The organism is Leifsonia naganoensis (assembly GCF_013410615.1).
Lineage (GTDB): Bacteria > Actinomycetota > Actinomycetes > Actinomycetales > Microbacteriaceae > Leifsonia > Leifsonia aquatica.
Map to the genome: position 1 here is coordinate 3845596 of NZ_JACCHJ010000001.1, position 22823 is coordinate 3868418.

The 22823-nt window shown below is 71.6% G+C and carries 21 protein-coding genes and 2 tRNA genes; 2 read left to right on the plus strand and 21 right to left on the minus strand.

Annotated elements, in window-relative coordinates; all coding sequences use genetic code 11:
- Window positions 1–10: 10 nt before the first annotated feature.
- From HNR14_RS18525 to HNR14_RS18550, 6 genes are all read right to left on the minus strand, one after another.
- Window positions 11–988, minus strand: coding sequence for an ABC transporter substrate-binding protein (locus HNR14_RS18525; protein ID WP_179702166.1), 978 nt, complete (start codon window positions 986–988; stop codon window positions 11–13).
- Between the two features lie 67 nt (window positions 989–1055).
- Entirely contained in the window at window positions 1056–1910 is an 855-nt protein-coding gene (locus HNR14_RS18530; protein WP_179702167.1) for an ABC transporter ATP-binding protein, read from the minus strand.
- Window positions 1907–2992: an iron chelate uptake ABC transporter family permease subunit gene (locus tag HNR14_RS18535; protein WP_179702168.1), complete on the minus strand. Its 1086-nt coding sequence runs from the start codon at window positions 2990–2992 to the stop codon at window positions 1907–1909. The genes HNR14_RS18530 and HNR14_RS18535 overlap by 4 nt, the downstream gene beginning before the upstream one ends.
- Window positions 2989–4041, minus strand: a complete 1053-nt coding sequence (locus HNR14_RS18540; RefSeq protein ID WP_179702169.1) for an iron chelate uptake ABC transporter family permease subunit — start codon at window positions 4039–4041, stop codon at window positions 2989–2991. The genes HNR14_RS18535 and HNR14_RS18540 overlap by 4 nt, the downstream gene beginning before the upstream one ends.
- 104 nt (window positions 4042–4145) lie before the next feature.
- Window positions 4146–5909: an ABC transporter ATP-binding protein gene (locus HNR14_RS18545; protein WP_179702170.1), complete on the minus strand. Its 1764-nt coding sequence runs from the start codon at window positions 5907–5909 to the stop codon at window positions 4146–4148.
- A complete protein-coding gene (locus HNR14_RS18550; protein ID WP_179702171.1) occupies window positions 5906–7486 on the minus strand; it encodes an ABC transporter transmembrane domain-containing protein in 1581 nt (526 codons plus the stop codon). Before HNR14_RS18550 ends, HNR14_RS18545 begins: the two co-directional genes overlap by 4 nt.
- A gap of 105 nt (window positions 7487–7591) precedes the next feature.
- Between HNR14_RS18550 and HNR14_RS18555 the strand changes: the two genes are divergently transcribed.
- Window positions 7592–8353: a helix-turn-helix domain-containing protein gene (locus HNR14_RS18555; protein ID WP_179702172.1), complete on the plus strand. Its 762-nt coding sequence runs from the start codon at window positions 7592–7594 to the stop codon at window positions 8351–8353.
- Window positions 8354–8403: 50 nt separating this feature from the next.
- Here HNR14_RS18555 and HNR14_RS18560 read toward each other — a convergent pair.
- The 3 genes from HNR14_RS18560 to HNR14_RS18570 form a co-directional block, all read right to left on the minus strand.
- Window positions 8404–8477: transfer RNA gene (locus HNR14_RS18560), tRNA-Ile, on the minus strand.
- Window positions 8478–8494: 17 nt separating this feature from the next.
- Window positions 8495–9745, minus strand: coding sequence for a glycosyltransferase (locus tag HNR14_RS18565; RefSeq protein WP_425485039.1), 1251 nt, complete (start codon window positions 9743–9745; stop codon window positions 8495–8497).
- 91 nt (window positions 9746–9836) lie between these two features.
- Window positions 9837–10802, minus strand: coding sequence for a DMT family transporter (locus tag HNR14_RS18570; RefSeq protein WP_039921027.1), 966 nt, complete (start codon window positions 10800–10802; stop codon window positions 9837–9839).
- 40 nt (window positions 10803–10842) lie between these two features.
- Between HNR14_RS18570 and def the strand changes: the two genes are divergently transcribed.
- Window positions 10843–11409: a peptide deformylase gene (gene def / locus HNR14_RS18575; RefSeq protein ID WP_179702173.1), complete on the plus strand. Its 567-nt coding sequence runs from the start codon at window positions 10843–10845 to the stop codon at window positions 11407–11409.
- Between the two features lie 43 nt (window positions 11410–11452).
- Here the strand turns inward: def and HNR14_RS18580 are convergent, their stop codons facing one another.
- The 12 genes from HNR14_RS18580 to HNR14_RS18635 form a co-directional block, all read right to left on the minus strand.
- Entirely contained in the window at window positions 11453–12331 is an 879-nt protein-coding gene (locus HNR14_RS18580) for a sensor histidine kinase (RefSeq protein WP_179702742.1), read from the minus strand.
- Between the two features lie 75 nt (window positions 12332–12406).
- Window positions 12407–12730: an SHOCT domain-containing protein gene (locus HNR14_RS18585; RefSeq protein WP_021758018.1), complete on the minus strand. Its 324-nt coding sequence runs from the start codon at window positions 12728–12730 to the stop codon at window positions 12407–12409.
- Window positions 12731–12870: 140 nt separating this feature from the next.
- Window positions 12871–13533: a response regulator transcription factor gene (locus HNR14_RS18590; RefSeq protein WP_021758017.1), complete on the minus strand. Its 663-nt coding sequence runs from the start codon at window positions 13531–13533 to the stop codon at window positions 12871–12873.
- Entirely contained in the window at window positions 13530–14711 is a 1182-nt protein-coding gene (locus HNR14_RS18595) for a sensor histidine kinase (protein WP_179702174.1), read from the minus strand. The genes HNR14_RS18590 and HNR14_RS18595 overlap by 4 nt, the downstream gene beginning before the upstream one ends.
- 104 nt (window positions 14712–14815) lie before the next feature.
- Window positions 14816–15010 (minus strand): hypothetical protein, encoded by a 195-nt coding sequence (locus tag HNR14_RS18600; protein WP_179702175.1) that lies wholly within the window; start codon window positions 15008–15010, stop codon window positions 14816–14818.
- Between the two features lie 141 nt (window positions 15011–15151).
- A tRNA-Asn gene (locus HNR14_RS18605) sits at window positions 15152–15227 on the minus strand.
- Between the two features lie 88 nt (window positions 15228–15315).
- Window positions 15316–16332: a D-isomer specific 2-hydroxyacid dehydrogenase family protein gene (locus HNR14_RS18610; protein WP_179702176.1), complete on the minus strand. Its 1017-nt coding sequence runs from the start codon at window positions 16330–16332 to the stop codon at window positions 15316–15318.
- Window positions 16333–16352: 20 nt separating this feature from the next.
- Window positions 16353–17201: an ATP-binding cassette domain-containing protein gene (locus tag HNR14_RS18615; RefSeq protein WP_179702177.1), complete on the minus strand. Its 849-nt coding sequence runs from the start codon at window positions 17199–17201 to the stop codon at window positions 16353–16355.
- Window positions 17202–17219: 18 nt separating this feature from the next.
- Window positions 17220–18899, minus strand: coding sequence for a dipeptide ABC transporter ATP-binding protein (locus HNR14_RS18620; protein WP_021758012.1), 1680 nt, complete (start codon window positions 18897–18899; stop codon window positions 17220–17222).
- The gene (locus HNR14_RS18625; RefSeq protein WP_179702178.1) at window positions 18896–19975 is read right to left on the minus strand and encodes an ABC transporter permease; all 1080 of its coding nucleotides are present in this window, start codon (window positions 19973–19975) and stop codon (window positions 18896–18898) included. Before HNR14_RS18625 ends, HNR14_RS18620 begins: the two co-directional genes overlap by 4 nt.
- Window position 19976: 1 nt before the next feature.
- Complete coding sequence (locus HNR14_RS18630; protein WP_021758010.1) at window positions 19977–21074, minus strand: ABC transporter permease; 1098 nt, start codon at window positions 21072–21074, stop codon at window positions 19977–19979.
- A gap of 76 nt (window positions 21075–21150) precedes the next feature.
- Window positions 21151–22779: an ABC transporter substrate-binding protein gene (locus HNR14_RS18635; protein ID WP_021758009.1), complete on the minus strand. Its 1629-nt coding sequence runs from the start codon at window positions 22777–22779 to the stop codon at window positions 21151–21153.
- Between the last annotated feature and the right edge of the window lie 44 nt (window positions 22780–22823).

Below are 22823 nucleotides of genomic sequence, written 5' to 3' on the forward strand. Positions count from 1 at the left end.
GTCCCCTGGGCTACTTGAACGTCTTCAGGTTCTTCTCGATCGCGTCGATCACCCCGAGCGCGTCGGAGTACGAACCGGGCAGGAAGTCGGGGGTGCCGACCGCGTGGCCGCCGGAGACGGCTGCCAGGTCCTGGTAGCTCTGCAGGGCGAACAGCTTGTCGATGTTGTTCGCCGGCGTGCCGTCGTTGTTCGTGTAGTAGATCAGGGCGTCGGCGTCGCTCAGCAGATCGGTCTTCTCATACGAGACCGACTGGTTGTCGCCGGCCGTGGTGCCGGCGGTGGCCGAGGCGAACTGCGCGCCCAGCTCCTTCAGGATCGCGCCGACGGGAGACGTCTCGCTGTAGATCCAGTAGTTGCCGGCGTCGAAGCCGCCCTGGATGACATCCCACTTCACGGTCGCGAGCTGGGACGCGTAGATGGAGGAGACGGACGTCACCCGGTCCTCGTACTTCGCCTTGAGTGCGTCGTATTCGTCGGTGACGTTCGCGAAGTCGGCCGTGTACTTCGGGTAGTCCTGCCAGGTGGCGTCGTCGTCGAACGGCGCGAACGCGGTCGGGGCGATCGCCGAGAGCTTCTTGTACGCCTCCTTGAGGTACGGCACGTCGACGCCGATGATCAGGTCCGGCTTCAGGGCCGCGATCTTCTCGAAGTCGATGGTTCCGCCGTCGGTGACCTTGTCGGTCTTCTTCCAGTCGGCGAGGTAGCGCTCGGGCACGTACTGCTCACCGCTGTTCTCGACGCCGACCGGGGCCACGTCGAAGTCGAGCAGGGACTCCGTGGTCCACGAGTGCACCGACACGATGCGCTTCGGGTGCGTCGGGATCTTCACGGTGCCTTCGGGGGTCGAGACGCTCCGGGTGTCGGAACTGCTGCCGGAGTCGCCGGTGGCGGGGGCGCTGCAGGCCGCGAGGGCGAGCGCGAGGGCCGCGCCGGTGATGGCGAGCGCGACGCGGCGGAGTCCGGGACGGCGGTGGGGGTGCTGTGTCATGTGTCCTTCGATCAGTGGGTGGAGCGGGCGGAGGTGGAGCGGGTGGAGATGGAGAGGAGGTAGGGGCTCAGCGCGCGGAGGTCGGGCGCGCGGAGGGCGGCGGCGCGTCGGCGAACACGCGGCCGGGCGGCCCGAGCGGCACGACGAGCGGGGTGCCGGAGATCGGGTCGGGCAGCACGTGCGCGGGCAGGCCGAAGACGTCGTGGACGAGTTCGGCCGTCACGACCTCGGCGGGGGCGCCCTGGGCGACGATGCGGCCCTCGTTCATCGCGATGATGTGGGTCGCGTAGCGGCTGGCCTGGTTGAGGTCGTGGAGCACCGCGACGAGGGTGCGCCCCTCGAGGTTGAGCTCGCGGAACAGCTCGAGCAGCTCGAACTGGTGGGCGATGTCGAGGAACGTCGTCGGCTCGTCCAGCAGGAGGATGCCCGTCTGCTGGGCCAGCGCGAGCGCGACCCAGACACGCTGGCGCTGCCCGCCCGACAGCTCGTCGACGCGGCGGCCGGAGAGCTCGGTGATGTTCGTGGCGCGCAGCGCGGCGGCGACGGCGGCCTCGTCCTCTGCACTCCAGGTGCGGAAGGCGCTCTGGTGCGGATGGCGGCCGCGCGCCACCAGGTCCGCCACCGTGATGCCGTCCGGTGCGAGCGAGGTCTGCGGGAGCAGGCCGAGTCGGCGGGCGACCTCCTTCGTGCGGTAGGCGTGGATGTCGCGCCCGTCGAGCAGCACCTGGCCGGCGGTCGGGCGCAACAGGCGGGCGAGGCCGCGCAGCAGGGTGGACTTGCCGCACGCGTTCGGCCCCACGATGACCGTGAAGGACCCGTCCGGGATCGCGACGTCGAGGCCCTCGGAGATGGTGCGTCCGTCGTAGCCGAGGGTGGCGCCGGTCACCGCGAGCGGCGCCGCGGCAGGGGTGGTCTCGGTCATCGGCGTCGCCCTTCCGCGATCAGGAGCCAGACGAAGTAGCCGCCGCCGAGCACGACCGTGACGAGGCCTACCGGCACGGCCGCCGGGAGGGCGTGCTGCGCCACCCAGTCGGCGGCGAGGAGCAGTACGGCACCGGTCGCCGCCGACACGCCCAGGGTCACGCCCGCGGTACCGGCCAGGCGGCGAGCGATCTGCGGCGCGCTCAGAGCGATGAACGCGATGGGACCGGCGAGGGAGGTCACGGTCGCGCTCAGCGCGACGCCGACGATCGTGGCGGCCAGCCGCGTGCGCTCGACCGGGACGCCGAGCTGGGCGCCGGCGTCGTCGCCGAGCTCGAGCATCCCGAGTCCGCGCGCGAGGGCCGCGGCGCACGGGAACAGGACGATGAACACCCCGCCCGCGAGCAGCAGCTGCGGATACCCGGCGCTGTCGAGCGAGCCCGCGCCCCAGAAGGCGGCGCCGATGGCCTCCATGGTGTCCGTGTGCAGGAGCATCCAGGTGTTGACGGACGTCAGCATGGCGGTCACCCCGATGCCGACGACGATGAGGCGGAAGCCCTGCATCCCGCGCCGGTACGCCAGCGCGTAGACGACGCCGGCGGTCGCGAGGCCGCCGGCGATCGCTCCCCCGGTGACGGCCAGCGACGAGCCGGCGTGGAAGCCGAGCATCACGATCAGCGCGCCGGTGTAGGCACCGGTGTCGAAGCCGATGATGTCGGGGCTGCCGAGCGGGTTGCGGGTGAGCGACTGGAAGATCGCGCCGGCCGCTCCCAGGGCGAGGCCGAAGAGCGCGGCGAGCAGGACCCGCGGCAGCCTCCACTCGACCACGATGGTGTGCACGATCCCGCTCTCGCGGCCGGTGAGGGCGCCCACCACCTGGTCGACGCCGAGTGCGTAGGAGCCGGTGGCGAGGGAGAGCAGCGCGATCGCGACGGCGACGGCCGTGAGCACCACGACCGTCACCACCGTGCGACGCGGCAGCCGGTACGAGAAGCGCCGGCGGCGAACGATGACCTGGCGCGCGCCGAAGTCGACCGCGGCGTCGGCCTCGGCGGCCGGGACGCGCGTGGGCGCGGCGGTCACAGGGTCACCGCCCGCGACCGGCGCACGAGAGCGATGAGAACGGGTGCGCCGACGAAGGCGGTGACCAGGCCGACCGGCAGCTCGGCCGGGCTCATCACGACGCGGCCGAGGATGTCGGCGCCGAGCAGCAGCACCGGACCGAGCACGATGGAGTAGGCCAGGATCCAGCGCTGGTCGGGCCCGACGATGGCGCGGGCGACGTGCGGGATCATCAGGCCGACGAACGCGATCGGACCGACTGCGGCCGTGGCCGCGCCGGCGAGCAGAGTGACCGCCACCACCGCGAGGGTGCGTGTGACGGCGGCGCGGCTGCCCAGTGACGCCGCCAGGTCGTCGCCGAGCGCGAGGGCGTTGAGCCCGCGGGTCGCGATGGCGGCCACGACCAACCCGACCAGCACGACCGGCGCTACGACCGCGGCAGCCTGCACCGGCTGTGCCACGAGGCTGCCGGCCGACCACCCGAGCATGCGCTGGAACGCGGTCGGGTTCGCCAGCTGAATGGCGGAGGTGATGCCGCCGAGCACGGCCGCGACGCCGATCCCGGCCAGTGTCATCCGGAGCGCGGTCGCCCCTTCGCGGGCGCTCATCCCGATCAGCGCGACGACCACGGTGGCGACGACCGCGCCGAGCAGCGCGAGCCACAGGTATTGGCCGATGTCGTGCATCCCGAACACGGCGACGCCGATCGTGACCGCGAGCGCCGCGCCGGCGTTGACGCCGAGGATGCCGGGGTCGGCCAGCGGGTTGCGGGTGAAGGCCTGGATGACGCCGCCCGCGACGCCGAGCGCGGCCCCGGCGAGCACGCCGAGCAGGGTGCGCGGAACCCGCAGGCCGGTGATCACGAGGTCGTCGTCGGAGCGACCCGGGTGCAACAGGGCCGGGAGCACATGGTCGAGCGGGATCGACTTGGCCCCGACCGCGATGCTCGCGCCGAGCAGGACCACCAGGAGGGCGAGAGCGACGAGCAGCCAGCCCAGCCGCCAGGTCAGCGGCCGTGCGGTGCGCTCGCGTCGCGCCTCCGAGGGGGCGATGGGGGCGCGAAGGGACACGGTGACTCTCTGAGGGGGCGACGTCGGGAGGCGGCCCGGAGTACTTAGGTAAGGCTAACCAAAGCGGGCCAGAGGTCAGCGTATGTCACCGTGCGGGGTCCGCGCTATCGGGGATCCGACACGTCGTATCGCGAAGCCGCCACGTTCCACAGAGCGGCGAAGTGACCGCCGGCGGCGATGAGGTCGTCGGGAGACCCCACCTCCACCATCGCGCCGCCCTCCATCACCATGACGAGGTCCGCCTCCGCGGCCTGCTCGAGGCGGTGGGCGACCACGATCGCCGTGCGTCCGGCGATGGCCGCGCGGGCCGCCGCGTCGAGGGTGCGCGCCACGTCGCTCCCCGCCTCCGCGGTGGCCTCGTCGAGCACGGCGACCGCCGGGTCGACCAGCAGCAGCCGTGCCAGTGCGAGGTGCTGCGCCTGCTGCGGGGTCAGCGGGTGGCCGCCCGCGCCGATCCGGGTCGCCGCGCCGTGCGGAAGCGCGTCGATCCAGGAGGCCGCGCCGGTCGCATCGAGCGCCGCTCGCACCTCCCGCTCCCCCGCCGTCGGTGCGCCGAGCCGCAGGTTGTCGGCCACCGTGCCGGCGAAGACGTGGGTCTCCTGCGAGACCATCGCGACGGTCGTCCCTCGGTCGGTGGGCGCGATCGCTCCGACGTCGACGCCGTCGTGGCGGACGCTGCCCGCGTCCGCGGAGCGCACGCCCGCGATGAGGGACGCGAGCGTGCTCTTGCCGCTGCCGGTCGTCCCGACCACGGCGACGTGCGTGCCGGCTGCGATGGTGAGCGAGACGCCCTCCAGCAGCGGGAGGCCGTCGTAGCCGAAGTGCACGTCGCGCAGCTCGACGGATCCACCACCGGGCGGCCGGGCTGCTCCGGCCACGGTGCGGGACCCGGCGTCGACGACGCCCACCAGTCGCGCCAGGCTGGCCGACGCACGCTGGAGGTCGTCGGCGGTTCCGAGGGCGTCGTTGATCGGGTTGAACAGTCCGGCGAAGAAGAGGGCGGCGGCCGTGGCCTGCCCGATGTCGGCTCCGGCCGAGCGGACGAGCAGGAACGCCACGGCCAGGATCGCGCCGAGCCCGAGGAACTCCGCCAGGTTGAGGCGGCCGTAGAAGCGCGTCATCGTGCGCGTGGCCTCGAGCTCCACCTCCACCGCCTCCAGCGACGCCTCGTGCGCACGGCCCGATCGCTCGCCGTGCAGCCCGAACGCACGGATGGTGGGCAGCGCCGCGAACGTCTCCAGCAGAGTGGCGGCGCGGCGACCGGCCGCGCGCCGACCGTCCGCGTAGATGCGGCCCGAGCGGCGCAGATACCAGCGCACCGTCACCGCCTGCACGGGCACGGCCACGAGGGCCGCGAGGGCGAACCGGGGATCGAGCCCGGCCAGCCCCACGAGCGTCACCGCGATGGTCACCGCCGCGGTGAGCAGTCGGCCCAACGCACCCTGTGCGACCTCCGCCACCTGCTCCACGTCGTCGGTCACGCGGGAGACCAGGTCGCCCGACCCGGCCTCGACGTCGGCCAGTGGCAGGGTGGTGGCGGCCCCGACCACCTCCTCCCGGAGCCGGCCGAGCGGGGGCAGCACCGCGTGCGCGAGCAGGATCCCGGAGGCCCACGCCGCCAGTCCGCCGACGACCGCGCACCCGGCGAGCAGCCCGAGCGGCGCGACGAGCGCGGCTGGTTCTGCGCGATCGGTGAGCAGCTGGGCGATCCAGCCGATGCTGCCCGGGATGCCGAGACCGGCCGCCGCGCCGACGACGAGAGCGACCGCGGTTCCCGCCAGCGTCGAACGCGAGTGAGCGAGGGCCGTGGCGGCGAACCGGCGCACCTCTCGCGGGGAGGCGACGGGGAGGAGCGTCCGCCGGCTCATCGTGCCGCCTCCACTCGGTCGCCGCCGTCGACGGGCACGACCTCGTCGCAGCGCGCCAGCCACGCGGGCGACGAGGTCAGGACGACGGTGGTCCGCCCGTTCCGGGATGCGCGCACCCGCTCGGCGATGACGTCCTCGGTGGCGGCGTCGATCGCGGTGGTCGGGTCGTGCAGCACCAGGATCGGCGGATCCGCAGCGAGGGCACGGGCCAAGGCGACGCGTTGCCGCTGGCCGCCGGACAGCCGCAGGCCGCCCTCCCCCACCTCGTCGGCGACGATCTCGTCGGCGAATGCGGCGTGGAGGGCCGGCGCGACCCGATCGGCGGGGCCGACGACGGCGACGTTGTCTCGGGGCGAGCCCTGGAAGAGCGCGGACTCGTGCGGCGCGATGAGGAGCCCGGGTCGGGATGCTCCCGCCTCCCGCAGCGCCGCGAGCATCGCCCCGGCGTCCGCCGCACTCGTGGTGGAGATGCCGACCATCGCGCCGCCCGGCACGGTGAAGGTACCGGCAGGCCCGTCGACCTCGAGCGACGCGGGAGGCTGACGACTGTCGTCGTGGGGGGCCGCAGGTGCGGTGTGCGGGGCGCTCGCGTCGGCACGCAGCAGTCCCAGGATCCGCGTCGCCGATGCACGTGCCCGGGCGGCCGCCGCCGGGACGGCCGCCAGCGTCTGCAACGGTCCCGCGAGGAACTGCGCGAGCCCGAGGGAGGCGATCAGGCCGCCCAGGGACAGCGCCCCGCTCAGGGCGAGCCAGCCGCCGACGCCGACCACTGTCAGCAGGTACAGACCCGTGGTCATCACGGTCACGCCGTCGCGCAGGGAATGCGCACGCGCGGCTCGCGTGGCGGCGCCCGTCGCCGACCTGCTCGCCTCCGTGTAGCGGCGGGAGGCCGTCGTCTCGGCCGCGAGACCCTTGACGACGCGCAGCCCGCGCACGAGGTCCTCCGCCAGCACCGCCGCGCGTCCCGCCTCCCGCTGCTCGTCGCCACTGCGCGCCTCCACCCCGCGGGCAATGGCCGCGTTGGCGACGAGCACCGCGACGGTCCCGATCACGATCACCAGGCCGAGGAGCGGGGACGACACCAGGAGGACGACCGCGGCAGCGACCAGCGCGACGGCCGCAGCCAACGCCGAGGCGATCACGCCGACGAAACCGCCCACCCGGTCGGCGTCGCTCGACGCACGGGTCAGCAGCTCGCCCGGCGCGTGCTCCTCGACCGCGCCCGGGCGGGCGTCGAGGATGCTTTGGACCACGCGCATCCGGAGGGCATGACCGGCGTGCTGTTTCGCCCGGGCGCTGGCGCGAGCACCGAAACGGTACGAGGAGGACAGGAGGGCGAAGTCCGCCGCGAGGACGGCCAGCCAGAAACCCAGTTCGAGCGGCGTCCCGCCGGCGATGGCTCCGCTCACGGTGGCGCCGATCACGACCGGCACCAACGCCTCGCCCACCTGGTGCGTGCTGTAGAGCAGGCACGCCAGAGCCAGGTCCCGGCGGCGGGAGCCGACAGCCCACGTCAGCAGCGCGCGCGGCGAACGCGGGATCGGAGCCGGGCGGGCAGGCGGAGTGGAGCGTGGCACCCTCCGACCCTAGGCGCAGGGCCAGCTGGCGGGTGAACGCTATGCTGACAATGCATAGCGCGGAATCGCCAACCGTCCGGTTCCCGCACGAGAGGAGCCCCGGGTGTGAGCACCGACGTCATCGAACTGCACCGCTTCGCCCTCGACCGCGGCGAAGGCTTCGAGCCGCACCGTCACGACGACCACCAGCTCATCTGGGCCTCGTCCGGCGTCCTGACCGTCGAGGTCGAGGGCCGCTACTGGGTGCTCCCGACGACGCTCGGGCTGTGGATGCCCGCGGGTGTGCTGCACGCGCCGCTCGCCGTGCGCGACTCCGTGATGGAGGGCATCTACTTCGACTCCGAGCGCACCCCCGTCTCGTGGAGCGCGCCGACCGTCGTGCGGATGGGCCCGCTCAGTCAGCACCTCGTCGCCTACCTCGGTGACGACCTCGGCACGGAGGAGCGCGCCCGCGCCGAGCGCGTCCTCGTCGACACCCTGCGGCCGGTCGGCAAGCGCGCGATCGCCGTGCCCCTCCCGAGCGACCCACGCGCCCGGGACGTCGCCCGCCTCCTGCTCGCCGACCCGGCCGACCGCCGCAGCCTGGACGAGTTCGGCCGGGAGGTCGGCGCCAGCGCCCGCACGCTTCTCCGGCTGTTCCAGGCCGAGACCGGGATGAGCTTCGGCACCTGGCGCACGCACGCCAAGCTCCAGGCCTCCGTCGCGCTGCTTGCCGAGGGTGAGACCGTCTCCCGCGTCGCCTACCGCGTCGGCTACAGCACCCCCAGCGCCTTCATCTCGGCGTTCCACCGCGTCGCGGGGCACACGCCGGGCGCGTACTTCGCGCCCGGAGCGGACCGCCCCGGCGAGGCGCGAGGGGAGCACTAGCCGCGCGCGCGGCCGAGCGGGATCGGACCGCGGCCGCAGTCCGTCTCCAGTAGGGCGGACGGGACTTGAACCCGTGACCGGCGGATTATGAGTCCGATGCTCTAACCAGCTGAGCTACCGCCCCGGTCGTGTGCCGCCCGGTCACTCCGGGGCGGGCACGCTGTCGGCCGCGTCCGTCACCGGGTCGGCCACCGGCTCACCACGATACAGGCTCTCGAACGTCGAGATCGTGCGCTGGATTTCGTGCGAGGCGACGATGCGGAGCGACGCGTTCTTGAGCACGTCGAGCTGCTCCTGCGGCAGGGTGAGGACGCTCTCGAGCTTGTCGGCGAGGTCCTGCGCGTCGCCCGGGCGGAACAGGTGACCGTTCTCGCCGTCGTGCACCAGGTGCGGGAGTGCCATGGCGTCGGCCGCGACGACCGGGAGCCCGGAGGCCATGGCCTCCATCGTCGCGATCGACTGCAGCTCGGCGATCGACGGCATCGCGAAGACGGTGGCGCGCGTATATGCGGCGCGGAGCTCCTCGTCGGTCACGTAGCCGAGGAAGTTCACCCGGTCGGCGATGCCGAGCGTCTCGGCCATGGCCTGGAGGTTCTTGAACTGGTCGCCGCCGCCGACGATCTCGAGCTGCGCGTCGAGGGAGGCCGGGAGCAGGGTGATCGCCTTCAGGAGCACGTCGATCTGCTTCTCGCCGGTCACGCGGCCCACGAAGAGGATGCGGTTCGCCGTGCGCGGGGTGAAGTCAGGGGTGTAGTTCTGCGCGTCGATGCCGCACGAGACGGCGTGCACGCCACGCAGGCCGGTGGCCTTCTCGAGGAAGTCCGCGGCCTTGCGCGTCGGCGTCGTGACGGCCTCGGCGCGATCGAAGCTCTTGCGCGCGTCCCGCCACTCGAGGGCGACGAGCACTCGCTGGAGGAACTTCGGGATGACCGTGAACTCCATGATGTTCTCGGGCATGACGTGATTGGTCGCGATGATGCGGATGCCGCGCTTCTGTGCCTCGTAGGCGAGGCCGCGGCCGACCACGATGTGCGACTGGAAGTGGACGACGTCCGGCTTCACCTCGTCGAGCACGCGGCGGGCGTTCGCCTTGCTGGTCCACGGGAGGGCGAAGCGCAGCCAGTCGTGGGGGTACCAGCGCCAGCTGCGCAGGCGGTGCGCGGTCATCTTCTGGCCTTCGTGCTCCTCGACCCACGTGCCGTGCTTGCGGCTCGCCGCGGGCGCGACGATGTGGACATCGTGGCCGTGCTCGACGAGGCCGGCGGAGAGCCGCTCGGCGAAGCGGGCGGCGCCGTTCACGTCGGGGGCGAAGGTGTCGCACCCCATGAGGATGGTCAGCGGCTTGCGGGCCGGGGCGGGCGGCGTGTCGTTCGTTCCGCTCGGATCTGGCACGTGGTTGGTCCCTACTGTCGTGGGCCGGGTCGGTGGTCCGGCGACGGTTTCGGCGTGCCGGGCGGTGGTCCGCTCCGGCCGATTCAACGGCTTAGTCTAGGCCGGATTCCGTCGAGGTCTCTGCGACGCGCGCGGCGGGCGGCGTCTCGGAGGAGGCCTGGGGGTGGTATTTCGCCAGCTGGAAGACGCCGTACATCGCGACCGCACCGGTCAGCGCGAAGCCGACCATCGCCCACCACGGGGCGCCGGCGGCCTCGTCGAGAACCACGATTCCGATGGTCACGGCGACGAGCGGATCGATGACAGTGAGGCCGGCGATCACCAGGTCCGGCGGGCCGGACGAGTACGCGTTCTGCACGAAGTAGGCACCGAGCCCGGCGGCGGCGAGCAGGGCGACGATGCAGAGCACCAGCAGCCAGTCCCACTCGTTGTTGGAGACGCGGTCGATGACGACCTTCGCCAGCGTCGCCACGAAGCCGTAGAGGACGCCGGCGCCGACGATGTACATGATCGCCTTGAACCGGTGCCGCAGGAAGAAGAACAGACTCCCGAACACGAGCAGCACGAACGCCAGGATGATCAGGATGATGATCAGCGACCGGCTCGTGACCGGCACGTCGCGCGCGAACACCGCCGCGATCAGCACGAACGCGCCGACACCGCCCACGCAGAGACTGACGGCGACCACCGAGCGCCGGTTGAGGCGCACGCCGCTCACTCGTGCGTTCAGGATGCTCGTGATCACGAGTCCGACCACACCGAGCGGCTGGACCAGGATCAGCGGCGACAGCTTGAGGCTCACGAGCTGGAACACGATCGCCAGACCGAGCAGCAGCGTGCCGATCACCCAGGACGGCCGCGCGAGGAGCAGTCCGAGCTGGCGCAGGTTCAGGCCGGACGACGCGTCGCTGGTCTGCGACTCCACCTTGGCGACGCCATGGTGCTGCAGCTGCGCGCCGATCGAGAGGAAGCACGCGCCGACGAGCGCGATGGGGATGCCGAGGAGCTGGCTCGGCTGGTACGTCAGCTCGAGCGCGTCCATCAGTTCCGTTCCCACCCCACGACCCTACCCAACATGCAGCCGATAGTCTTGCCGAATGGCCGTCCTCCCCATCCGGATCACCGGTGACCCCGTCCTGCACTCCCCCGCCGCGCCCGTCACGGAGTTCGACGACGAGCTGCGCCAGCTCGTCGAGGACATGTTCGAGACGATGGACGCGGCCCCGGGCGTCGGCCTCGCCGGCCCGCAGGTCGGCGTGCCGCTGCGCCTCTTCGTCTTCGGCTGGACGGACGACGACGACGTCCTGCACCGCGGCGTGGCGATCAACCCGGTGCTCTGGCAGAGCCCGCTCTCGATCGACGAGCTGGACGAGGACGAGGAGTCGGAGGGCTGCCTGTCGTTCCCGGGCGAGCGCTTCCCGCTGCGCCGGGCCGAGCACGTCATCCTGCGCGCCGTCGATCTGGCGGGCGAGCCGTTCGAGATCGAGGCGGACGGATGGCTGGCGCGCATCTTCCAGCACGAGTTCGACCACCTCGACGGCGTGCTCTACGTCGACCGCCTCGCGCACCCGTACGCCAAGACCGCGGCGAAGACGCAGCGCAAGAACAGCTGGGGCGTCCCCGGGCTCAGCTGGCTGCCCGGCCGCGACCACCTGGAGGACTGACCTCCGTCGGCTCCCCGCCAGCGGCGTTCGGAAGCGTTGCCTGCTAGCGGCGCAGCTCCACGCCGTGCACGCCGTTGTGGTGGCGCAGGGCGGGGAACACGACCGCCAGGGTGAAGCCGACGCCGGGGACGGTCTTCGCGTTCAGCACCCCGCCGAAGAGCGCGGCACGATCGCGCAGCTCGTTCAGACCCGCGCCCTCGTAGTACTCGGTGACCGCTCGCAGGTCCTCTTCGATGGAGTACGCGGTCGCCGCATCCACTCCCTCGCGATCGAGGCCCTGGCGCCGGGCGGCGGCACGGATGCCGTCGTCCTCGACGCTCACCTGCAGGCCGTCCTGGGTCCAGACGAACGAGACGGAGACCCGCGTGCCGGGGCCGCCGTGCTTCAGCGCGTTCTCCAGGCTCGTCTGCAGGATGCGGAAGACGGCCAGCTCGGCGCCCTGGCGGAGGGCGAACGACTCGCCGGTCTCGGTGAACGTCACCTCGATGCCGGCGTCGCGCATGATCCGGAACAGGTCGCGGGCGGAGTGGAGGCGCGGCTGCGGCTGAGCGGCGTCCTGCCCCTCGCGCACGACGTTCTGGAGGCGGCGCAGGTCGCCGAGCGCATCCCGGGCGGCGGTCTCGAGCGCCGGAGTGGAGCGGGCGGCTGCGGCCGGATCGGTGGAGGCGGCGTAGCGGATGCCCTCTGCCTGCGCCACCAGCCGGGTCACGGTCTGCACGGCCACGTCGCCCAGCTCACCCGCGATGCGGAACCGCCCCGCCTGCTCGGCGAGCTCGAGTTCACGGTCGATGCGGTCCCACTCCGACTCCTCGCGGGAGTCGCGGAGGCGGCGGTAGCGGCGGTTCTCGAACAGCCAGAGGGTCAGGAGCGCGAGCGCCGCCACCAGCAGTACGGCGCCGATGATCAGGGCGAGCGGGGTCATCACGGTCCTTCCTCGGCCGCCTGCGCGGCCCGGACGATCCTATCCCGGGCCGCGCGAGGGGGCTTCCGGCGCCGCTCAGACGCCGTCGGAGCGGTTCGCCCGCAGCACTTCGAGCCGCGCGCGGTACTCGACCTCGTCGATGTCGCCGTTCGCGTAGCGCTGGGCGAGCGTCTGCTCGGCGGAGCGGGTCGCGGAGTGGGCCCATCCGGGGCCGCCGAAACCGCCGCGGGCGGCCGCGGCACGACGCCACCGGCGACCGGCCAGGCTGAAGATGAGCACGAAGACGGCGATCCAGAACAGGGGGATGAGGAGGAACAACCAGCCGAACCCGAAGCCGGGACCGGCCCAGACGGTGCAGGGAGCGGCGGCCAGTGCGGTCGCGACGGCGGAGCTGAACATGGTGGGTCCAATCGGTCGATGCCGTCCACGGCTCTCGCGGACGGTGACTCCAGCCTCCGCGTCGCACCGGTTCCGCGAATCCGCCCTGGGGAGTGACCTGCCCTACTCCCCCGGGAGCAGCGTCGGCCTGAGCCTCAGCGTCACACCTGACCCGGCCGCACCAGACCGGTCTCGTAGGCGAGCACCACGAGGTGCACGCGGTCGCGCGCGCCGAGCTTCGTGATGATGCGCGACACGTGGGTCTTCGCGGTCAGAGGGCTCAGGTACAGCCGCTCGGCGATCTCCGCGTTGGTCAAGCCGTGACCGACCAGGGCGAGCACCTCCCGCTCGCGCTCGGTCAGCACCGCGAGGCGCTCGAGGTCCGGCGCCGGCCCCAGACCGCCCGCGACCCGGGAGAGGAGGCGCCGTGTCGCGCCCGGCGACAGCAGGGCATCCCCCTCGGCGACGACACGGATGGCGCGCAGCAGCTCGACGGGCTCGGTGTCCTTCACCAGGAAGCCGCTCGCGCCCGCGACGATCGCCTGAGCGACGTACTCGTCCAGCTCGAAGGTCGTCACGATCACGATCCGGGTGCCCGCGAGGGCGGGGTCCCGCACGATCTCACCGGTCGCCCACAGACCGTCGCCGTCCGGCATCCGGATGTCCATCAGCACCACATCGGGCGCGGTGCGCCGGATGACGTCGACCGCCTCTCGCCCCGTCGCGGCCTCCCCGACGACCTCCAGGCCGTCCTCCGCCTCGAGCAGGGCACGGAAGCCGGCTCGCACCAGATGCTGGTCGTCGGCCAGCACGACCCGGATCATGCGGCCTCCGCCGGTCGCGCCGGGAGACGCGCCTCGACGGTCAGGCCGCCGCCGTCGGTCGGGCGCGTGCCGAACCGGCCGCCGAGCAGCTCGGCGCGCTCGCGCATCCCGAGCATCCCCTTGCCCTCGGTCACGGCGTCGTCCGGCCGGCCGCGCCCGTCGTCGGCGATGGTGAGGACGTACCAGCCGTCGACCTCGGCGATGCGGATGTCGACGTGCTGCGCCTGGGCGTGGCGCCCGGCGTTGGTCAGCGACTCCTGCACGATCCGGTAGAGCGCGTGGCCCGTGGCGGCGGAGGCGCCGTGCGGCAGGGTGTTCTCGTACGTGACCTCGAGTCCCGCGCGGCGGTAGGTCTCGACGAGCACGGGGATCCGCGAGACGTCGGGCTCGGGAGACCGGTCGGCGTAGCCGTCCGAGCGGAGGAAGCCGAGCACGCCCCGCACCTCTTCGAGTGCTTGACCGCTGGTCGTCTTGATCGCCTCCAGGCTCTCGCGCGCCTTCTCGGGCCGGGTGTCGAAGAGGTGGAGGCCGACGCCCGCCTGCACGCTGATCTGCGAGAGCGAGTGCGCGAGCACGTCGTGCAGCTCGCGGGCGATACGCAGCCGCTCCGCCTCGGCCGCTGCCTCGCGGCGTGCGGCGAGGGTGCGGGACACCTCGCGGAAGCGCTCGCGGCGGTTGCGCAGCGCCTCCCCCACGCCCAGGAGCAGGACCAGCACGAGCGCGAGGATGAGCGGGCGGATGATGGAGGTCGGCCGTGACGTCAGCAGGAACGCGGCGAGCGGCGCTGCGACCGCGAAGGCGGCCAGCGTCCACCAGGCCCACACGCGTGCTCCGCGGACCACGGCGCCGACCACGGCGAAGGCCAGCGGCAGGGCGCTGAGCGGTGGGCCGTTCGTCAGAGCGATCGCCGGCACGCACAGCACGGCGATGGCGACCACGACGGGTCCGGGATGCGCCCGGCCGAGCGCGAGCAGGCCCGACGACAGGAAGGCGATCAGCATCGCGACCGCCGTGAGCGGGTGCCCCGCCGCGTCGAACAGCGCGATCAGCAGCCCGGGCAGCTGGAGCAGCGCCGCCACGACCACCGGGAACCAGCGCGTGCCGCGCGGTCGCTCCCGCTCCGTCCACGGCGGCGTGCGCGTGCCGACGGGGGTCTCGTCACGCGGGGAGAAGGGCATCTCCCCATGCTAATCACGCGTCGGGCCGCGGTCGTGCGCCCGGGGGTGGCTGCCGCGTACTCCCGGCTACTCCCCCGGGAGTACGCGGCTCACGTACGGTCGGCTCACGGGTTGTGCTCGGCGTCGAACCCGCCGTCGTCCTGGACGGGTTCGAACAGCGTGCCGAACGTCGGCCCGCCGAAGGCGGTCAGGCCCGCCTCTTCGACCCGCGCCGCGTGCGCGTCGTCGTCGTTCTCGAACTCCTCGTACGGCTCGTCGGGTTCCTCCGGCGTACCCGCATCCTCGCGTCCCTCGCTCATGGCGCCCTCCTCTGGTCAGAGCCGCTGCTCTGGGGTCGGAGGATAGACCCGGATGGTGAATGGAGGATGTATTCCGTGCACGGCATGGAAAGCGAAAGATCCCGGTCACACCGCCCTGCTGGGCGGGTGACCGGGATCCGGTGGCTCCCCGACTTGGACTCGAACCAAGAACCTGCCGGTTAACAGCCGGCTGCTCTGCCAATTGAGCTATCGAGGAATGCTTGATCAGCGAAGCCACTGTAGCAAGGATTCGGGCCGGTTGAGAAATCGGGCCCGCATCTCGCGCGCGTCGCGTGCGTCGGCCCCTAGTAGCCGGCCTCCGGGTCCACCAGGCCGACGAAATGACCGTCTCCGAGGAACGCCGCGACGTTGAGCCGGACGCGCTCCGCGAGCAGCGGGGCGACCATCTCCGGGGTGTCCGCCTGGTGCGGCGTGATGAGGCAGTTCGGCTCGTCCCAGAGCGGATGACCGTCGGGCAGGGGCTCCGGATCCGTCACGTCGAGACCCGCACCGGCGAGGCGGCCCTCGCGCAGCGCGGCGAGCAGGGCATCCGTGTCCACCAGTCCACCGCGGGCGATGTTGACCAGCACGGCCGACTCCTTCATCGCTGCGAACTCCTCCTCGCCCAGGAGGTGCCGGGTGCCGCCGGTGAGCGCGGCCGCCACGACCACGACGTCCGCGGACGGCAGCGCCTCGCCGAGCCGGTCGGTCGGCAGGGTCCGCTCCGCGCCCGCAACCGGGTCGGACGAACGGCGCACGACCGTGATCCGCACGCCGAATGGCTCGAGGAGGCGGATGAGCTCGAGCGCGATGCCGCCGGCGCCGATGATCACCACGTCCATCCCGTAGAGCGAGCGGCCTTCCGGCTCGGTCGCCCAGCTACGCGCACGCACGCGCGTTGGGAGCACGCGCAACAGGGCGAGCGTCAGGGTGAGGGCATGCTCGGCGACCGGCTGGGCGTAGGCGCCCTTCGCGCTCGTCCAGATCAGCCCCGGTCGCGCTTCGGCGGCGATCGTGCGGGCGAACGCGTCCACGCCGGCGAACGGCAGCTGCACCCAACCGATCGCGGGATGCGACTCCAGCGCCGCTGCGAACCCCTCGGGATCGCGATAGTCGAGCCAGACGAGGCCGCGGGTCGCGTCCGAGATCGGCTCGACGGCTCCTCCAGACGCCTCGACGGCATCGATGAACGCCAGCTCGGCGTGCGGGAGCACGGCGATCGGGCCCGGTTCAGGCCGCTGGTCCTCGGGCAGCGGCTCGGCCTCCACCGCGAGCACGGCACGGTGCTGTCCGGCCCCTCGGCCGGTGTTCGCTTCGGGCATGTCGGACTCCTGGTTCTCGATCAATCGGCGGTGTGCTGCGGGCGCCGTTCGGTGCGGCGCGACGTGGTGCCGAGCGCGCGGGCCAGGCCGGCGACGAAGGGGTGCGCGGGGTCGGCGAGAACGTCTTCGATCGGGCCGTAGCCGACGGTCCGGCCGCCCTGCAGCACGAGGCAGGCGTCCGTCGCGCGGCGGAGCACCGCGGGATCGTGGCTGACGATGACGGCGGAGAAGTCGTCGTGTCCGCGGAGCTGGGCGAGCAGGTCGATCACGGCGTCGCGGACGGTCGCGTCGATCCCGGCCGTCGGCTCGTCCGCGACCAGGACGCTCGGGCCGAGCACGAGGGCGCGCGCGAGCGCCACCCGCTGCCGCTGCCCCGCGCTCAGCTCGTAGGGGTACTTCGCCAGCACGCTCAGCGGCAGGTGGACCGTGTCGAGGATGGTGGCCGCGCGCTCCCCCGCCGCCCGGCGGGAGTAGTGCTGGTCGCGTTCGAAGATCGGCAGCGTGACGTTGTCCTGCACGCTCAACGACGGCTCGAGCGTGCTCGCGGCGTCCTGCGGGAGGTACCCGACGTGGAACGTGACCTCCGCCAGGTCGCGCTTGCGCGCCTTGCGCAGCGGGTGCCCGAGCACCGTGGCCTCACCGCCGCTGATCCGCGGACCGGGATCAGCCGAGCGCGCGGGCAGCACGTGCCCCGCCAGGACCTCGGCGAGAGTGCTCTTGCCGGAGCCGGTCTCGCCCAGCACGCCCAGGATCTGCCCCGTCTCCAGCCGGAAACTGACCCCACGCAGGGCGACGCACGACGGGCTGACGCCCCGCGCGGGGTACTCGACGGAAAGGTCGCTGACGAGGACGGCGGGATCGGAACTCACAGATCGACCCTAGGCGGTCTACCCCCGCAATGTGCGCAGCGCCTCGCGACGCTCGGCCTGTTCGATCGGATCGGGCACCGGGAGCGACGCCAGGAGGCGCTGCGTGTACGGGTCCTGCGGGTCGCCGAGCACCTGCTCCCCCGTCCCCTCTTCCACCAGCAACCCGTGGTGGAGCACCGCGATCCGGTCGGCGAGCAGATCGACGACCGCCAGATCGTGGCTGATGAAGAGGGAGGCGAACCCGAACTCGCGCTGGAGTTCGGCGAAGAGCTCCAGCACGCGTGCCTGCACCGAGACGTCGAGCGCCGAGGTCGGCTCGTCCGCGATCAGCAGCGACGGCTCCAGCGCGAGAGCGCGCGCCAGGCTGGCGCGCTGCCGCTGACCACCGCTGAGCTCGTGCGGGAAGCGGTCGCCGTAGCTGCGCGGCAGCTGCACCGCCTCCAGGAGCTCGTCGACCCGCATGCGCGCATCCGCCGGGGAGTCGGCGCGGCCGTGCACCACCAGCGGCTCGGCCACGCAGTCCGCGATGGTGAGCAGCGGGTTGAAGCTCGACGCCGGGTCCTGGAAGACGAACCCGATGTCGCTCCGCACCGGCCGGAACTCGCGTTCGCGGACCCCGTTCATCTCGATCCCGAGCACCTTCAGCGACCCGCTGCTGACCTTGGTCAGCCCGGCGATAGCGCGCCCGATGGTGGTCTTGCCCGAGCCGGACTCGCCCACCAGGCCGAGCACCTCCCGCGGGCGGATCTGGAAGTCGACGCCGTCCACGGCCACGAACCCGGGGCGGCCGAGGCGGCCCGGGTACTGGATGCGCAGGTCCTGCGCCGTGACGACGGGTGCGACGTCGGGCGCCGCCTCCCGCGCCTCCGCACGCTCGCGCGTCTGCACCGCACCCTGGCCGATCTTCGGCACGGCCGCCAGCAGCTTCTTCGTGTACTCCGCCTGCGGCGAGGCGAACAGCGTGCGCACGTCGGCCTGCTCGACGAGCTCGCCCTGGTACATCACCGCGACGCGGTCGGCCAGGTCGGCGACGACTCCCATGTTGTGGGTGATGAGGACGATCGCGGCCCCGAACTCGTCGCGGCAGCGGCGCAGCAGATCGAGGATCTCCGCCTGCACTGTCACGTCGAGCGCCGTGGTCGGCTCGTCCGCGACGATCAGGCCGGGATTCAGGACGAGGGCCATCGCGATGACGATGCGCTGCTTCTGGCCGCCGGAGAACTGGTGCGGGTAGTACTTGACCCGCTTCTCCGGCTCCGGGATGCCGACGCGCTCGAGGATCTCGATCGCCTTCGCCCGGGCCTCCTTCTTGGAGATCCGGCCGTGGGCGCGCAGGCCCTCGGCGATCTGCCAGCCGACGGGATAGACCGGGTTCAGCGCCGTCGACGGCTCCTGGAACACCATGGCCACGTCGGTGCCGCGCACGGCCCGCAGCTGATGCTTGGTCAGCGAGACGACATCCGCCTCGCTCGTGCCGTCCTTGCTCCGGAGCACGACGGCGCCCGAGGCGGTCGCGGTCTCCGGCAGCAGGCCCAGGATGGTCTTGGCCGTCACGGTCTTGCCCGAGCCGGACTCGCCGACGATCGCCAGCACCTCCCCCGGGCCGACCCGCAGGGTCACGTCGTCCACGGCCTTCACCGGGCCGGCGTCGGTCGCGAACGTCACCGATAGGTTGTCGATCTGCACCACGTCGCTCATGGCTTGACCTCGATTCCGTGCTCGTCGAAGGACTCGCCGCCCTCCAGTCCATCCAGCCCCGCAGGACCCGCGGTGAGCGGGCCACCGGCGACCACCGACGTCTCGGCCACCAGGCCCGAGGCCGCAGCCGCCCGGCGGCGCCCGCGGAGTCGCGGGTCGGCCAGGTCGTTGAGGCTCTCGCCGACCAGGGTGATGCCGAGCACCACCAGCACGATCGCCGCGCCCGGGAAGACGGAGGTCCACCAGATCCCGCTGGTCACATCCGAGAGGGCCTTGTTGAGGTCGTAGCCCCACTCGGCCGCCGCGGTCGGCTCGATCCCGAAGCCGAGGAAGCCGAGGCCCGCCAGCGTGAGGATCGCCTCGGACGAGTTGAGGGTGAAGATCAGCGGCAGTGTGCGGGTGGAGTTGCGGAGGACGTGACGGAACATGATCCGACCGTTGCTCGCGCCCACGACCCGCGCCGACTCGACGTACGCCTCCGACTTGATGCGCACGGCCTCCGCGCGGATCACGCGGAAGTACTGCGGGATGAACACGACGGTGATCGAGATCGCCGCCGCGAGGATGCCGCCCCACAGACTGGACTGCCCGCCGCTCACCACGATCGCGACGATGATCGCCAGCAGCAGCGACGGGAACGCGTAGATCGCGTCGCAGATCACGACGAGCACCCGGTCGAGCCAGCCGCCGAAGTAGCCGGAGACGAGACCGAGGACGACACCGGCGAAGATCGACAGGATGACCGCGACGATGATCACGAGCAGCGCGGTCTGCGCACCCCAGATCGTGCGGGAGAACACGTCGTAGCCGCCGACCGTCGTGCCCCAGATGTGCTGGGCGCTCGGCGGGTTCTGCGAGCCGAACTGGCCGCCGGGGCCGCTCAGCTGCGAGAAGCCGTAGGGGGCGATGATCGGCGCGAAGATCGCGACGAGGATGAAGACGCCGGTGATGACCAGACCGGCGATGAGCATCCCCCGCTGCAGCCCGACGCTCTGGCGCAGCTGGTGGATGACGGGCAGACGCGACCAGAAGGAGCGCTTCGGCGTCGGCTGGGTGGTGTGAGCGGTCCGAGTCATCTCAGTACCTCACTCTCGGGTCGATGAGGGCCGCGATCACGTCGACGATGAAGTTCGTCAGCGCGACGATGACCGCGAGCAGCGCGACCAGGCCCTGCACGGCGACGAAGTCGCGCGCCGACAGGTAGTGGAAGAGCTGGAAGCCGAGCCCCTTCCACTCGAACGTCTTCTCGGTCAGGATCGCGCCGCCCAGCAGGAGCGCGATCTGCAGGCCGATGACCGTGATGATCGGGATGAGCGCCGGGCGGTAGGCGTGCTTGCGCACGAGCCGGCTCTCCCGAACCCCGCGCGAACGCGCCGCGTCCACGTAGTCGGTCGACAGTGTCCCGATCACGTTGGTGCGCACGAGCCGGAGGAAGACGCCGGCCGTCAGCAGGCCGAGCGCGATGCCCGGGAGGACCGCGTGGGCGAGCACATCCCCCACCACCGCCGGATCGCCGGTCTGGATGGAGTCGATCAGGTAGATCCCGGTCTTGCTGTCCAGCGTCTGCATCTCGATCTCGGAACTGGTGGAGGCGCGTCCCGCGACGGGGAGCCAGTCGAGCCAGACGGCGAACACGAGCTTCAGCAACATGCCGGCGAAGAAGACGGGCGTGGCGTAGCAGATGATGGCGAACACCCGGAGGACGGCGTCCTGGCCTTTGTCGCGGAAGTACGCGGCGACCATCCCGAGCGGGATGCCGACGATGAACGCGACGATGAGGGCGTAGAAGGCCAGTTCCAGCGTCGCCGCGCCGTAGGTGATGAGCACCTGGGTGACGGGCTGGTGGTCCGTGAAGGTGGTGCCGAAATCGCCCCGCAGGATCTGGCCCAGGTAGTCGAAGTACTGGACGATCAGGGGGCGGTCGTACCCGGCCTCGTGGATGCGGGCCTGCAGCTGCTCCGGAGGCAGCTTGCCGCCGAGGGCGGCCGTGATGGGGTCACCCGTCGAGCGCATCAGGAAGAAGACGACGGTGACGAGGATGAAGATCGTGGGGATGATGAGCAGCGCACGGATGATGAGATAGCGGCCGAGGCCGCCTCCCGATCGTCGCTTCGCCTTCGTGCGCTCCGGCCCAGGGGCGGTGCCCGGCGCCGGCGTGCTGACAGTCGCGGTCATGGAAGCCAATCGTGGTGGTTCGTAGGAGGGGGCGGCCCGCACTCGGCGGACCGCCCCCGGTTGCCAGAAGCCTGGCTCAGCCCTTGGTGAGGGCCGCGTAGCGGAACTTGAACGACGCGTCGAGCGTCTTGTCGGCGCCCGAGACGCCCTTGCCGACGACCGCGACCTGCGCACCCTGCAGCAGCGGGAGCGTGCTGAGGTCGGCGCCCACCTTGGCCTGGATCTCCTCGATCAGCTTCGTACGGGCGTCCTTGTCGGTCGTCCCGAGCTGCTGCTCGATGAGGGACTGGACCTCGGCGTTGTCGTAGTGGTTCGCCAGGAAGTTGTCCTTGATGAAGAACGGCGACAGGTAGTTGTCGGCGTCGGAGTAGTCCGGGAACCAGCCCAGCTGGTAGGCCGGGTACACGTCGGCGGTGCGGTCCTTCGAGTACTGCACCCACTCGGTCGACTGCAGGTTGACCTTGAACAGGCCGCCCTTCTCGAGCTGCTCCTTGACGAGCGCGTACTCGTCACCGGAGGAGGGACCGTAGTGGTCCGGGTTGTACTGCAGGCTCAGCGCGACCGGCGTCGTGACGCCCGCGGCCTCCAGTGTCTGCTTCGCCTTGTCGAGGCTCGGGCCGCCGTTGCCGTCGCCGTACAGGTCCTTCAGCACGGTGGTGGCGCCGGTCAGGCCCTCCGGGACGAAGGAGTACAGCGGCGTGTACGTGTCCTTGTAGACCTGCTTGGCGATCGCCGCGCGGTCGACCAGGTCGGCGGCGGCCTGGCGCACGGCCAGGGCCTTCGCCGGGTCGGCCTCGGGAGTCGTGGCGCCGTACGGCTGCGTGTTGAAGTTGAACACGACGTAGCGGATCTCGCCGCCCGGGCCCTTGATGACCTTGACGTTCTTGTCGCTCGACAGGCTGTCGATGTCCGTGGCCGAGAGGCTGCGGTACGCGACATCGATCGAGTTCTTCTGGATGTCGAGCTTCAGGTTCGACGAGTCGGCGTAGTACTTGACGTTGACCTTCGACGTCGCCGGCTTGCCGAGCAGGCCGTCGTAGTTCGGGTTCGCCTTATACGCGATGAGGTTGTTGAAGTCGTAGCTCGAGATGTCGTACTGCCCGGCGAACGCGTGGGCCTTGACGATGTCGGCGTCCGGCGTCACCTTGTCGGCCGAGAACACCTGCTCGTCGACGATGGGGCCGGCCGGGCTGGAGAGCACCTGCGGGAACGTCTGGTCGTTGGCGACCTTCAGCTTGAAGACGACCGTCGTGTCGTCCGGGGCCGAGACGCTGTCCAGGTTCGCGAGGAGCGAGGCGGGGCCGTTCGGGTCGTTGATCTTGAGCTGGCGCTCGAAGGTGAACTTGACGTCCGAGGAGGTCAGGTCGTGACCGTTGGCGAACTTGAGGCCCTTCTTGAGCTTCACCGTGTACTCGTTCGGCGCGGTGAAGGAGGCGCTCTCGGCGATGTCCGGCTTGACGTCCGGGCTGCCGTACGGCGTGTTCAGAAGGAACGGGTAGACCTGGTTCATCACGGCGAACGAACCGTTGTCGTACGAGCCGGCCGGGTCGATAGACGTGATCTTGTCCGTCGTTCCGATGGTCAGCGTGCCGCCGCCGCCGGAGCTGCTGTTGCTCCCGGAGCAGCCGGCGAGCACGAGCGCCGACGCCGCGAACGCGGCCGAGACGGCGAGGATGCGCCGACCGCGGGTGTGTGCGGATCTCATATCCGAATACCTCTTCCTGGTGTGGGACAGCCGACACGGCGAGG

Coding starts and splice junctions, on each gene's coding strand:
- HNR14_RS18585 (WP_021758018.1), bottom strand. CDS start 12,730: ATGTTCAGCTCCGCCGTCGCGACCGCACTGGCCGCCGCTCCCTGCACC.
- HNR14_RS18625 (WP_179702178.1), bottom strand. CDS start 19,975: ATGACTCGGACCGCTCACACCACCCAGCCGACGCCGAAGCGCTCCTTC.
- HNR14_RS18610 (WP_179702176.1), bottom strand. CDS start 16,332: ATGCCCGAAGCGAACACCGGCCGAGGGGCCGGACAGCACCGTGCCGTG.
- HNR14_RS18620 (WP_021758012.1), bottom strand. CDS start 18,899: ATGAGCGACGTGGTGCAGATCGACAACCTATCGGTGACGTTCGCGACC.
- HNR14_RS18580 (WP_179702742.1), bottom strand. CDS start 12,331: ATGACCCCGCTCGCCCTGATCATCGGCGCCGTACTGCTGGTGGCGGCG.
- HNR14_RS18530 (WP_179702167.1), bottom strand. CDS start 1,910: ATGACCGAGACCACCCCTGCCGCGGCGCCGCTCGCGGTGACCGGCGCC.
- HNR14_RS18630 (WP_021758010.1), bottom strand. CDS start 21,074: ATGACCGCGACTGTCAGCACGCCGGCGCCGGGCACCGCCCCTGGGCCG.
- HNR14_RS18600 (WP_179702175.1), bottom strand. CDS start 15,010: ATGAGCGAGGGACGCGAGGATGCGGGTACGCCGGAGGAACCCGACGAG.
- HNR14_RS18635 (WP_021758009.1), bottom strand. CDS start 22,779: ATGAGATCCGCACACACCCGCGGTCGGCGCATCCTCGCCGTCTCGGCC.
- def (WP_179702173.1), top strand. CDS start 10,843: ATGGCCGTCCTCCCCATCCGGATCACCGGTGACCCCGTCCTGCACTCC.
- HNR14_RS18590 (WP_021758017.1), bottom strand. CDS start 13,533: ATGATCCGGGTCGTGCTGGCCGACGACCAGCATCTGGTGCGAGCCGGC.
- HNR14_RS18595 (WP_179702174.1), bottom strand. CDS start 14,711: ATGCCCTTCTCCCCGCGTGACGAGACCCCCGTCGGCACGCGCACGCCG.
- HNR14_RS18545 (WP_179702170.1), bottom strand. CDS start 5,909: ATGAGCCGGCGGACGCTCCTCCCCGTCGCCTCCCCGCGAGAGGTGCGC.
- HNR14_RS18525 (WP_179702166.1), bottom strand. CDS start 988: ATGACACAGCACCCCCACCGCCGTCCCGGACTCCGCCGCGTCGCGCTC.